The 12,585-nt window shown below is 55.6% G+C and carries 12 protein-coding genes and 2 pseudogenes; 7 read left to right on the plus strand and 7 right to left on the minus strand.

Features of this window, described 5'->3' with window-relative positions:
• Positions 1-31 precede the first annotated feature (31 nt).
• Genes nadR through serB form a run of 3 tightly spaced genes read right to left on the minus strand, consistent with a single transcriptional unit; the run spans position 32 to position 3,665 of the window.
• Entirely contained in the window at positions 32-1,264 is a 1,233-nt protein-coding gene (gene nadR, locus ACOTXD_RS09335) for a multifunctional transcriptional regulator/nicotinamide-nucleotide adenylyltransferase/ribosylnicotinamide kinase NadR (protein ID WP_003856522.1), read from the minus strand.
• A gap of 35 nt (positions 1,265-1,299) precedes the next feature.
• Entirely contained in the window at positions 1,300-2,685 is a 1,386-nt protein-coding gene (gene radA / locus ACOTXD_RS09340; protein WP_003856523.1) for a DNA repair protein RadA, read from the minus strand.
• A gap of 11 nt (positions 2,686-2,696) precedes the next feature.
• Entirely contained in the window at positions 2,697-3,665 is a 969-nt protein-coding gene (gene serB, locus ACOTXD_RS09345) for a phosphoserine phosphatase (protein ID WP_003856524.1), read from the minus strand.
• Positions 3,666-3,782: 117 nt separating this feature from the next.
• On the opposite strand from serB, the gene ACOTXD_RS09350 reads away from it, so the two are divergent.
• The 7 genes and pseudogenes from ACOTXD_RS09350 to ACOTXD_RS09380 all read left to right on the plus strand — a co-directional run.
• A complete protein-coding gene (locus tag ACOTXD_RS09350; protein ID WP_003856526.1) occupies positions 3,783-4,427 on the plus strand; it encodes a YtjB family periplasmic protein in 645 nt (214 codons plus the stop codon).
• Between the two features lie 39 nt (positions 4,428-4,466).
• Positions 4,467-5,483 (plus strand): lipoate--protein ligase LplA, encoded by a 1,017-nt coding sequence (gene lplA, locus ACOTXD_RS09355; RefSeq protein ID WP_023324128.1) that lies wholly within the window; start codon positions 4,467-4,469, stop codon positions 5,481-5,483.
• 238 nt (positions 5,484-5,721) lie between these two features.
• Positions 5,722-6,408 (plus strand): DUF1120 domain-containing protein, encoded by a 687-nt coding sequence (locus ACOTXD_RS09360; RefSeq protein WP_022650372.1) that lies wholly within the window; start codon positions 5,722-5,724, stop codon positions 6,406-6,408.
• A gap of 57 nt (positions 6,409-6,465) precedes the next feature.
• The gene (locus tag ACOTXD_RS09365) at positions 6,466-7,155 is read left to right on the plus strand and encodes a DUF1120 domain-containing protein (RefSeq protein ID WP_003856531.1); all 690 of its coding nucleotides are present in this window, start codon (positions 6,466-6,468) and stop codon (positions 7,153-7,155) included.
• A gap of 77 nt (positions 7,156-7,232) precedes the next feature.
• A complete protein-coding gene (locus ACOTXD_RS09370) occupies positions 7,233-7,466 on the plus strand; it encodes a hypothetical protein (RefSeq protein WP_022650371.1) in 234 nt (77 codons plus the stop codon).
• 55 nt (positions 7,467-7,521) lie between these two features.
• Positions 7,522-7,860 (plus strand): annotated as a pseudogene (locus tag ACOTXD_RS09375) (FimD/PapC C-terminal domain-containing protein); the annotation flags it as partial.
• Between the two features lie 85 nt (positions 7,861-7,945).
• Positions 7,946-8,044: pseudogene (locus tag ACOTXD_RS09380) on the plus strand (hypothetical protein); the annotation flags it as partial.
• Between the two features lie 41 nt (positions 8,045-8,085).
• Here the strand turns inward: ACOTXD_RS09380 and deoD are convergent.
• The 4 genes from deoD to deoC form a co-directional block, all read right to left on the minus strand.
• On the minus strand, positions 8,086-8,805 hold the full coding sequence (gene deoD / locus ACOTXD_RS09385; protein ID WP_003856538.1) for a purine-nucleoside phosphorylase: 720 nt from the start codon (positions 8,803-8,805) through the stop codon (positions 8,086-8,088).
• A 125-nt stretch (positions 8,806-8,930) separates the two neighbouring features.
• Complete coding sequence (gene deoB, locus ACOTXD_RS09390; RefSeq protein WP_003856540.1) at positions 8,931-10,154, minus strand: phosphopentomutase; 1,224 nt, start codon at positions 10,152-10,154, stop codon at positions 8,931-8,933.
• 53 nt (positions 10,155-10,207) lie between these two features.
• A complete protein-coding gene (gene deoA, locus ACOTXD_RS09395) occupies positions 10,208-11,530 on the minus strand; it encodes a thymidine phosphorylase (protein ID WP_045335566.1) in 1,323 nt (440 codons plus the stop codon).
• Positions 11,531-11,630: 100 nt separating this feature from the next.
• Positions 11,631-12,410: a deoxyribose-phosphate aldolase gene (gene deoC / locus ACOTXD_RS09400; protein ID WP_032645921.1), complete on the minus strand. Its 780-nt coding sequence runs from the start codon at positions 12,408-12,410 to the stop codon at positions 11,631-11,633.
• Positions 12,411-12,585: the final 175 nt, after the last annotated feature.

Raw genomic sequence — 12,585 nt, forward strand, 5'->3', positions numbered from 1 at the left:
TGGGAGAGGGTTAGGGTGAGGGGTAAATCTTTTACCCCTGCTCCCCCATCATCTCCTTCACCAGCTCGACGCAGCGCAGGAAACGGGTGTCGTAGTCCGACTCTTCCACATGGACAAACTCAACGTTGTTCTCGTTAAGCATCTCTACCAGCATGGTCTGGAACTCACGCCTGTCCACGGAGCTGCCCAGGCTGCGCATGCCGTCGGCCACCCATGGGGTGTTGTTTTCCAGCAGGATCACCAGGTCAAAGCGGTATTCGTCAATCAGCGCCTGCACAAACGGGTGCTCGCGCCCCTCGTACTTTTTGCAGAACGCCTGCGTGGTGACGAAATCGGTATCAATAAAGGCGACTTTATTGGCGTATTTCACCGCGAAATCAATGTACTGGGCATGACCGAGCGCGATTTTATCGTAGTCGGAATACTGCAACGCCATCTCGTCGCCGCCAAGGTGTGAAAAGACATAATCGCGGCCATACTCCCACGCGCTGGTGGTGTTGAAGATGTTCGCCAGCTTATTGACCAGCGTCGATTTCCCGCTCGACTCGCCGCCGAGGATCGCCACCGTACGCACGAAGAACGGCTTCACCTCGGTCGGGATGTAGTCCCAGTAACGGAACGGGTTCTCGCGAATCTGCGCCCCGCTGATGTTCATGAAGGTGCGTTTAGGATCGATCAGCACCGTCTCGATACCCAGATGCTCGCGGAACTGCGGCGCGTCGGACTCTTCAGAGGTGTAGATCCAGTTAGGCGCAATGCCCTTCTCTTCCATAAACGCTTTGATGCCGTTGCTCCACACGTCCCAGCCGTGCGGATACGGCTCCATGCCCTCTTCGTTAAAGGCATGAATACGAATATTTTTCTGATATTTAAAGGTCTGAAGCAGCCAGCGCAGGCGGTCCGGCACGGTGGGCTGCTGCGACATGGCGCTGTCTTCAAACAGCTGGCGATCGCGGGTTTCATCATAACCCATGATGATATGCAGCTCGTCGACCTGGCTACAGGCGCGCTGGATCAGATAGATATGCCCGGTATGCAGCGGGTAGAACTTACCGAACACCACGCCAATGTTCTTTTGCATCCGCGGAAATTCAAGCCCCAGAAAACGGTGCAGCGCTTCCAGCTTCTGCGCGCTGGGGCTTTTGATTTTGGCGTTCAGCAGTTGGCTCAGGTAGCCCTTGGTCATGCCGCTGGCGTCCGCCACCTGCTGCAACGTGCAGCCCTTCTGGCGGATAGCGGTCTTGATGTAGTCAAATGATGACATAAATTACGGTGCCTCCTGCAAAATCGAATACGTAATTATAAGTCGTCAAAGACATTTAACGCATCTGCGAGTTTTTTAACGCCGAAAACCTGCATCCCTTCCGGAATTTTTTTCGGCACGTTGGCGGCCGGAACAATCGCGCGGCGGAAGCCATGTTTTGCCGCTTCGGAGATACGCTCCTGACCGCTCGGCACCGGGCGGATCTCGCCGGCCAGCCCTACCTCACCAAATACCACCAGATCCTGCGGCAACGGTCTGTCGCGCAGGCTGGAGACCATTGCCAGCAGCAGCGCCAGGTCCGCGCTGGTTTCCGTAACCTTCACCCCACCAACCACGTTGACGAACACATCCTGATCCGCCATTTGCAGACCGCCGTGACGGTGCAGCACCGCCAGCAGGATCGCCAGGCGGTTCTGTTCCAGACCGACCGCCACGCGCCGCGGATTGCCCATCATCGAGTGATCCACCAGCGCCTGAATTTCAACCAGCAGCGGACGCGTTCCTTCCCACAGCACCATCACCGAACTCCCGGACGTGATCTCGTCGCCACGGCTCAGGAAGATGGCCGACGGGTTGCTGACTTCGCGAAGCCCCTGCTCGGTCATGGCAAACACGCCCAGCTCATTCACCGCGCCAAAGCGGTTTTTATGGCTGCGCAGGGTACGAAAACGGGAATCCGCATCGCCATCGAGCATCACCGAGCAGTCGATACAGTGTTCAAGCACTTTCGGTCCCGCCAGCGAGCCGTCTTTGGTCACATGACCAACCATCACAATCGCCACGCCGCGCGTTTTGGCAAAGCGCGTCAGGTAGGCCGCGGTTTCACGCACCTGCGCCACGCTTCCCGGTGACGACTGAATGTCAGCCATATGCATCACCTGAATGGAGTCGATCACCATCAGCTTCGGCTGCTCTTCTTCGGCGATCATGCAGATCTGCTCGATGCTGGTTTCCGACAGCATATTCAGATTGCCGGTCGGCAGGCCGAGGCGGTGCGCGCGCATCGCCACCTGCTGGAGTGATTCTTCCCCCGTGACGTACAGGGTTTTCATCTGTTCGGCGAGCTTGCAGAGCGTTTGCAGCAGCAGGGTCGATTTACCCGCGCCCGGGTTACCGCCGATCAGAATGGCGCTGCCCGGCACTACGCCACCGCCGAGCACGCGGTCAAATTCTTTGAATCCGGTTGAGAAGCGCGGCAGCGCCTCAAGGCTGATATCCGAAAGTTTTTGTACCTTCGACACGCCTGCATTGCCCGCATAGCCGCTCAGCCGTTCATTGCGGGCCACGCTCGGCGAAGCCGCCACACCACGCACTTCGGTGATGGTGTTCCAGGCATGACAGGCGCTGCATTGCCCCTGCCAGCGCGGATAATCCGCACCACATTCATTACAGACAAATGCGCGTTTTGGAGCTTTCGCCACGGTTTACCTCGTTATTTTTGATTAATGCTGCCGGAGAGAATACAGAACACCCCCATCAGATCAGCATGACGGATAGTGACTTCCGTCTTTTCATTCACTTTCGGTTTGGCATGGTAGGCAATACCCAGCCCGGCAACTTTGATCATCGGCAGATCGTTCGCGCCATCGCCGATGGCGACGGTCTGCTCGACCGGGATGGCATATTTCTCTGCCAGACGCGTCAGCGTATTGGCTTTGTACTGCGCATCCACGATGTCGCCGATGACCTGTCCGGTGAGTTTGCCGTCCATGATCTCCAGCTCGTTTGCCACCACGGTGGTCAGACGCAGCTTGTCACGCAGGTAGTCGGCAAAGAAGGTGAACCCGCCGGAGGCAATCGCCACTTTCCAGCCGAGCGTCTCCAGCTTGAGTACCAGCTGCGTAAGCCCAGGCATCAGGGGCAGTTCATCGCGCACCTGACGCAAAATGTTAGCATCGGCCCCCTTCAGGGTCGCTACGCGCTGTCTCAGGCTGGCGGTGAAATCCAGCTCGCCGCGCATCGCGCGCTCGGTGACTTCCGCCACCAGCTCTCCGCTGCCCGCCAGTTTAGCAATCTCGTCAATACACTCGATCTGAATGGCGGTGGAGTCCATGTCCATTACCAGCAGGCCGGGCGTTTTCAGGTGCGGAATTTTGCCGAGGGGAGCAACGTCCAGCCCGGCGTCGTGCGCCAGACGCGTGGCGCGCTGCGTCAGGGAACCCGCCAGGCGAATGACCTGATAATCTTCCACACACCAGGCCGCAACGATGACCATCGCTGCGCCCAGTTTGGTTTGATACTGGGTGAGGCGTTGCTTATCCAGGCCGCGTCCGTACAGCAGCCAGCCGCTACGGCCAGCGTGGTAATCGAGAGGCATCACCTCATCGCCACTTAAAGAGAGCGGCAATCCTGGCCATAAAGAGACATCCGTTGGCAGGTCGCACCAGGTAATGTTCGGCATTGAAGCTCCTGTAATTTCGTTCGCGCCGGAAGGTTCCAGAGGGAAAATAACGCATGAGGCTACCCTGTAACCATCACTTCTGGCAACATTAAGCCGTAAATTTTAAGCAGGTGGAATATGGCTCGCGCAAAACTGAAATTCCGGCTTCATCGCGCCGTGATTGTCCTGATCTGTCTCGCACTATTAGTGGCGCTGATGCAGGGGGCATCCTGGTTTAGCCAGAATCACCAACGACAGCGTAACCCGCAGTTTGAGGAGCTGGCCCGGACGCTGGCGCGCCAGGTGACGCTCAACGTTGCGCCGTCTATGCGCACCGAAACGCCGGATGATAAGCGAATAGCCCTGGTATTGCGCCAGCTTACGGAAAACAGCCGCATTCTGGATGCGGGCGTGTACGATGAACAGGGCGACCTGATTGCCCGCGCGGGTGAGCATGTCGACGTGCGCGACAGGCTGGCGCTGGATGGCAAAAAAGCCGGTGGTTATTTCAACCAACAAATCGTCGAACCCATTCAGGGCAAAAATGGTCCGCTCGGCTATTTACGTCTGACACTCGACACCCACACCCTGCCAACCGAAGCCAAACAGGTAGATAACACCACCAATATTTTGCGCCTGATGCTGCTGCTCTCACTGGCGATTGGCGTGGTACTGGCACGTACGTTGCTCCAGGGCAAGCGCACCCGCTGGCAGCAGTCGCCGTTCCTGTTAACCGCCAGCAAGTCGGTTCCCGAAGAGGAAGAGAGCGAGAAGAAAGAATAGTGATAAAGTAGGCGGATGATTCGGAAAAGGAACTCTGCCATGTCGACGTTACGCCTGCTAATCTCTGACTCTTACGATCCCTGGTTTAACCTGGCGGTAGAAGAGTGCATCTTCCGCCAGATGCCTGCCACCCAGCGCGTCCTGTTTCTCTGGCGCAACGCTGATACGGTCGTTATTGGCCGCGCGCAAAATCCGTGGAAAGAGTGTAACACCCGCCGTATGGAAGAGGACAACGTCCGCCTGGCGCGCCGCAGCAGCGGCGGCGGTGCGGTATTCCACGATCTGGGCAATACCTGCTTTACCTTTATGGCGGGCAAGCCGGAATACGACAAAACCATCTCGACCTCCATTGTGCTTAATGCGCTCAATTCGCTCGGCGTGACGGCTGAAGCCTCGGGACGTAACGATCTGGTGGTCAAAACGCCCGATGGCGACCGCAAGGTATCCGGCTCTGCCTATCGCGAAACGATGGATCGGGGATTCCACCACGGCACATTATTGCTGAATGCCGATCTGAGCCGTCTGGCTAACTACCTTAATCCAGATAAGAAAAAGTTACAGGCTAAGGGTATTACCTCCGTGCGCGGGCGCGTGGCGAATCTGGTGGAACTGCTGCCCGGGATTACTCATGAGCAGATTTGCGATGCGATCCGTGAAGCCTTCTTCGAACATTACGGTGAGCGGGTAGAAGCTGAAGTGATCTCCCCTGACAAAACACCGGACCTGCCCAACTTCGCGGAAACCTTTGCGCGCCAGAGCAGCTGGGAGTGGAACTTCGGCCAGGCACCGGCCTTTTCACACCTGCTGGACGAACGGTTTACCTGGGGCGGCGTGGAACTGCACTTTGACGTGGAGAAGGGCCATATTACCCGCACGCAGGTCTTTACGGATAGTCTCAATCCTGCACCGCTGGAGGCGCTGGCCGCACGTTTACAGGGCTGTCTGTACCATGCAGACAGTCTGCAACAGGCGTGCGAAGCGCTGTGGGTGGATTTCCCGGACCACGAGCGGGAGCTACGGGATCTCTCCCAATGGATCGCTGGCGCGGTGCGTTAATAAAAACAAATAAGGGAAGTGAATACGCTTCCCTTATTCCTGAAAATTAACACACGTATATAAATAAACAGGGAACATACACAAAATATATATTTATAGCTTATATATTAAGGGGAATTACATTCAAAAATTAACACTCCTTAATGTAAAGTTAACTTTTCCTCTAGAATAATAGACAGCAAGAAATAGTTTTTCTATTTCTTCTCCACACGTCTGTTTCGAACGTTAAGGATTAACGATGAAAAAAATCATTATTGCAACCGCTGTTGCAATGACCCTCTCTGCGACTGCACATGCCGACTCTACTGCGGTATTAAAATTAAAAGGCGTATTAACCAACAACGCCTGTACCCCAACGCTGAGCGATGGCGCTGTCGTTGATTTCGGCACTAAATATATCAGCTCGCTCTCCGCAACGGCAGATAACCAGCTGGGTTATAAAGATATTTCTCTGACTATCAACTGCTCTGCCGCAACGAAAGTAGCGTGGTCCATTACCGATGATCACGCAGATTCAATGAAGAAAATGACCATCGATAACGCCACTTTCGCGGGCGATCAGGCATGGAGTTCAACTAACCAGTACGGCGTAGGTAAAACGGCTGGCGGCGTCAATATCGGCGCTTACTCCGTGGGTATGAATTCGAATGTAACCGTAGATGGAAACGTCAAAGCATTAGGTTATTCTGCGATAGCAGATGATCCAATGTGGTTACTTGCGAATACGGGTTCGCAGCTCGTCACTCATAGTGACGGTTCTATCCAGTATAGCGCACTAAATAGCAGTGATCGGACGTTGGTTCCCTTTATGAATGCCGTATTCCCGCTGCGCGTTGCGCTGGCGGTGCAGAAAACTGACACCCTGGCAATTACCGACGATACCCCGATCGACGGCCAGGCCACCATCACTTTGCATTATCTGTAACTGGCTCATTTCGCTTGTGAACTGAGCGTGATGGCCTGCATTTGTTAAGGAACAACAATGAAAAAGATTTTAGTTGCCACTGCCGTTGCGCTGGCCCTCTCCGCGACTGCCGCTAACGCCGCCTCTACCGCCGTACTGAAAGTGACCGGTTTACTCTCCGTTGCCGCCTGCACCCCGCAGTTAAGCGGCGGCGGCGAGGTGGATTATGGTCTTATCCACCTGGCGGATCTCTCCGCGACCAGCGTTAACCAGTTGGGTCAGAAAGATATCTCCCTGACCATCACCTGCCCGGTAGCCACTAAAGCTGGCTGGACCATCAGCGATGACCGCGCAGACACCCATCCGGGTGCTTCTGTGATCACCATTAACACCGCAGACGCGGCGGGCGGCAACGTTTCCGACACCACCCAGTCCTACGGCGTGGGCAAAACCGCGGGCGGCGTGAAAATTGGCGCTTACTCCATCTTTGCTGATGTGGCGAACGTCACCGCCGACGGCGTGAAATCAGACGTTATCTCCGGTACCGTGGACAGCCCGTCCTGGCAGAAAACCGCTACCGGTATCATCAAAAACGCCAACATGGAAATGATGACCGTGGCCGCTTCCGGCACCACTGCGCCGCTGCCTTTCACGACCGCAGTATTTCCGCTGAAAACCTCCCTGGCGATTCAGAATACCGCGGCCCTCGCGATTACCGATGATACCAACCTGGATGGTCAGGCCACGATTACCGTTAAATATCTCTGATTATCAACCCGATAAAGTGTGAACTATGCCTCCTCTTAACAGAGGAGGTATTTTGTCAGGTTAAAGGATTAATCTTGATGTCAGTTGAATCCACGATCGCTCAGTGCGCCATTGCCGCACCGTTATTATTCTCTGCTCTCTTTGCTCAGGCGTATGCCGCCGGAATGGTGCCAGAAACCACGCTGCTGGTTATTGAAGAGTCGACTCACAGCGGCACCATGAACGTAAAAAATACCGACACCTTCCCGGCCCTGATCTATACCATCATTGTCGATCTTCCTGACGATACAGGCGTGACGTTAAACGCGTGACCCTTGAGGGTATCCCGCCGAAAAACACCGATAAACATATATCGGCTTTAACCTGAGTCAGGATCTGCCCAACGGCATCAAGAACATTTCTGTCGCCCATACAGCCTTCAGGGAGCTGGATTTCAAAGTACTGAATACCCGTCGCGTAATGCTCGAAGTGAAACGTGCAGACGGCTCGTGACTGTCAAAAGGGACCAGTATCGTGGATGAGAAAAACAACTACCTGGTCAGCGCGGTGGACAGCGGGCGCGTTTTTGTCACTGATATGTCCAATAGCCCGGCACTTTATGCCGTTGACAATAATATGCAGCGCATCTGCCGCATCGATTAATCCCTGAGTGAGACTCAGGACAAAGAATCGTTTTATGAAACTGCTAAAGGAGTCTGTAAATGAAACACTGGGTAAACATTTACTGATGACTTTTTCGCTAATGGCTACGCTTTTTACGCCTGCCTCGTGGTCCGCCGATGAGTGCCTGCTCACCCTCACACCGGTGCTGAGTGACCGCCAGTTTAATCACGTAGGTGATACGGTGACGCTGGAAAGCAATTTGATGTGGGAAGTGTTGACGAAGTAAGCACCATAGGGGGCAAACCTGCCCCCCTGAAGAAAACGAAATTACTCTTTATCGCCCAGCAGAACGGATTCCAGCGCGATTTTGATCATGTCGTTGAAGGTGGTCTGACGCTCGGCAGCGGTGGTCTGCTCGTGGGTACGGATGTGGTCAGACACGGTGCAGATGGTCAGCGCTTTCGCACCAAACTCAGCCGCCACGCCGTAGATACCGGCCGCTTCCATTTCCACACCCAGAATGCCGTATTTTTCCATCACGTCGAACATGTCGCCTTCTGGCGAGTAGAACAGATCGGCAGAGAACAGGTTGCCCACGCGCGCGTCAACGCCCAGCGCTTTTGCCGCGTCAACCGCGTTACGCACCATGTCGAAGTCGGCGATTGCCGCAAAATCGTGATCCTTAAAGCGGATGCGGTTAACTTTAGAGTCGGTGCACGCGCCCATGCCGATCACCACGTCACGCAGCTTAACGTCCATGCGAACCGCGCCGCAGGAGCCGACACGGATGATTTTCTTCACGCCGAAATCGGTGATCAGCTCTTTGGTGTAGATGGAGCAGGATGGGATACCCATGCCGTGACCCATCACGGAGATTTTGCGGCCTTTATAGGTACCGGTGAAGCCCAGCATGCCGCGCACGTTGTTCACTTCACGCACGTCTTCGAGGAAGGTTTCTGCAATGTGCTTCGCGCGCAGCGGGTCGCCCGGCATCAATACGACGTCAGCGAAATCACCCATTTCTGCATTAATGTGAGGAGTTGCCATCTTCAGTTCCTTTTACATTGTTGTTTTTTCCGGGTGGCGGCTGCGCCTTACCCGGCCTACATTCTGTTTTCCCTCTCCCTGTGGGAGAGGGTCGGGGTGAGGGCATCAGGCCTCACCCAATCCGTTTAGAACATAGCCTTGCCATATTCCATGTCAGACGTACCAAAGTATTTCGCAATCGTCTGGCCGATGTCCGCGAAGGTTTCACGGTGACCCAGCGAGCCCGGTTTGACTTTCGGGCCGTACACCAGCACCGGAATGTGCTCACGGGTGTGGTCGGTACCGGTCCAGGTCGGGTCACAGCCATGGTCAGCGGTCAGGATCAGAATGTCATCTTCTCCCACCAGCTCCATCAGCTCTGGCAGACGGCGGTCAAACAGCTCCAGACCCGCAGCATAACCGGCGACGTCGCGACGGTGGCCCCAGGAGGAGTCGAAGTCCACGAAGTTGGTGAAGACAATGGTCTTATCGCCCGCTTCTTTCATCTCTTTGATGGTGGCGTCGAACAGCGCATCCAGACCGGTCGCTTTGACCTTTTTGGTAATGCCGCAGTTGGCGTAAATGTCCGCGATTTTACCCACGGAAACCACGTGACCGTCTTTCTCGTCGACGAGTTTTTGCAGCACGGTCGGCGCCGGTGGCTCCACAGCCAGATCGTGACGGTTGCCGGTACGCTGGAAGTTACCCGCTTTGTCGCCGATAAACGGACGCGCGATAACGCGGCCAATGTTGTAGCCGCCTTCGGTCAGCTCTTCACGGGCGATTTCGCACAACTCGTACAGTTTATCCAGGCCAAACGTCTCTTCATGGCAGGCGATCTGGAACACGGAGTCAGCAGAGGTATAGAAAATCGGCTTGCCGGTTTTCATGTGCTCTTCGCCGAGCTGGTCCAGAATCACGGTACCGGAAGAGTGGCAGTTACCGAGGTAGCCCGGCAGGTTGGCGCGCTTCACCAGCTTATCAAGCAGCTCTTGCGGGAAGCTGTTCTCGTGATCGGAGAAGTAACCCCAGTCGAACAGCACCGGCACGCCGGCGATTTCCCAGTGGCCGGACGGAGTATCTTTACCGGAAGAGAGCTCGTGCGCCCACGCGTAGGCGCCCACCACTTCCGCGTTACCGTCCATACCGGCTGCGATCTTACCGGTAGAGCCTTCATGCGCTTTTACCAGCCCCAGACGGGTCAGGTTTGGCAGGTTCAGAGGGCCTTTACGACCGTTGTCCGCTTCGCCTTTTGCACAGGCTTCCGCGATGTGACCCAGGGTATCGGAACCCACGTCACCAAATCGTTCTGCATCTTCGGTTGCGCCGATGCCGAATGAGTCCAGCACCATAATAAATGCACGTTTCATAATTGTTCTCCGTACTTAGTGCTTCATAAAAATGCGATCAGATCAGTATACCGCTATTCAGTGATACGACGATAGACCGTCGGTGTGGTTTCCGGTGCTTTATCGTCAAGAGATATTGCCGCCTTCACCGCTTTCGCCGCGTCCTGCCAGCTGGCTTCATCTTTCGCGTGGATCACCGCCAGCGGACGTTGGCCGTCAACGCAGTCACCCAGACGGGCCATATCGGTAAAGCCGACGCTGTAATCAATGGTGTCCGATGCCTGACGACGACCGCCGCCCATAGACACGACAGCCATGCCGAGCGCGCGGGTATCCATAGCCGAGACAAAGCCTTCGCTATCCGCATAGACCGCTTTGCTGAGCATCGCGGTGGGCAGGTATTTCGCGTAGTTTTCCACGAAGTCGGTCGGGCCTTTCTGCGCCGCCACCATCCGACCAAAGATCTCCGCCGCTTTGCCGTTGTCCAGCACCGCCTGAAGCTTCGCGCGCGCGTCAGCGTCGTCTTTGGCCAGCTTGCCGGAGATTAACATCTCAACGCACAGCGCCATGGTGACATCGAACAGGCGCGGGTTACGGTATTCGCCTGTGAGGAACTGCACAGCCTCGCGGACTTCAACCGCGTTCCCGGCGCTGGAGGCCAGCACCTGGTTCATGTCCGTCAGCAGTGCGGTGGTGCGCACGCCCGCGCCGTTGGAAACGCCAACGATCGCTTCGGCCAGCGCCTCAGAGAGTTCATAGGTTGGCATAAACGCGCCGCTGCCCACTTTCACATCCATCACCAGCGCATCCAGACCTTCCGCCAGTTTTTTGGCAAGGATAGAGGCGGTGATCAGCGGGATGGAGTCTACAGTCGCGGTAATGTCACGCGTCGCGTAGAAACGCTTGTCAGCCGGAGCAAGAGAGCTGGTCTGGCCGATAATCGCCACGCCAACGTCTTTAATAATGTCGCGGAAGCGGTTGTCATCCGGGAAGATATCGAAGCCCGGAATGGCTTCCAGTTTGTCGAGCGTACCGCCGGTGTGGCCCAGGCCGCGCCCGGAAATCATCGGGATGTAACCGCCGCAGGCTGCCACCATCGGGCCAAGCATCAGGGAGGTCACGTCGCCCACGCCGCCGGTGGAGTGTTTGTCCACAATCGGGCCGTTGAGGTTGAGGCTTTTCCAGTCCAGAACGGTTCCTGAATCTCGCATCGCCATGGTCAGCGACACGCGCTCAGGCATCGACATATCGTGGAAGAAAATGGTCATCGCCAGAGCCGCAATCTGCCCTTCAGAGATGGTGTTATCACGAATGCCATTGATAAAGAAGCGGATTTCTTCGTCGCTTAATGCATGACCATCACGTTTTTTACGAATAATTTCTTGTGCGAGAAACACGGTAACCTCCATGCGGAATCGGGTGAATGGCGGCGGGTATGTTGACCCGCCCCACGATCCTGTAGGCCGGGTTAGCGTAGCGCCACCCGGCAATTCAAACTTAGTAGCTGCTTGCGCTCTTACCGTCACCGTGACCCAGCGCTTTCAGCAGGCTGGCCAGCAGGCTGGACGCGCCGAAGCGGTAGTGGCGGGAGTCCGCCCAGTCGGCGCCGAACAGCTCGTCGGCAATCGCCAGGAACTGCTGCGCATCTTCTGCGGTACGCACGCCGCCTGCCGGTTTGAAGCCAACGGTTTTGGACACGCCCATATCACGGATGACTTCCATCATGATGCGTGCGCTTTCCGGGGTAGCGTTGACCGGCACTTTACCGGTAGAGGTTTTAATGAAATCCGCGCCCGCTTTGATGGAGATTTCAGACGCCTTACGAATCAGCGCCTCTTCTTTCAGCTCGCCGGTTTCAATGATCACTTTAAGCAGCACGTTTGCCGCCGCACACGCGTCTTTACAGGCTTTCACCAGGTCAAAACCGACCTGCTCGTTGCCGGCGATCAGCGCGCGGTACGGGAATACCACGTCAACTTCGTCTGCGCCGTACGCAATCGCTGCGCGGGTTTCTGCCAGAGCGATCTCGATATCGTCATTGCCGTGCGGGAAGTTAGTTACGGTGGCAATGCGCACTTCCGGCGTGCCCTGCTCTTTCAGCGTTTTGCGGGCAATCGGGATGAAGCGCGGATAGATACAGACGGCGGCGGTGTTACCCACTGGCGTTTTCGCCTGATGGCACAGGGCGATGACTTTTTCATTGGTGTCGTCATCGTTCAGGGTGGTCAGGTCCATCAGTTTCAACGCGCGCAGGCTGCTTGCAGTTAAATCGGTCATAACATTCTCCAACGGCAGTGCCGTATAAATTTTACCTTGCGGGTCTGTGAGTATTCTAACATTCACCCGCATCCACACTTCGACATTCATCACAGTTAATGAAAACTGTGTGCAAATTTGCATTACTGTAATGAGATCTGCTTCAAATTTTAGTGCGTTAATTGCTGACTAAATC

It is taken from the genome of Enterobacter cloacae complex sp. CDL013, assembly GCF_049238805.1.
Classification (GTDB): Bacteria; Pseudomonadota; Gammaproteobacteria; order Enterobacterales; family Enterobacteriaceae; genus Enterobacter; species Enterobacter hormaechei_C.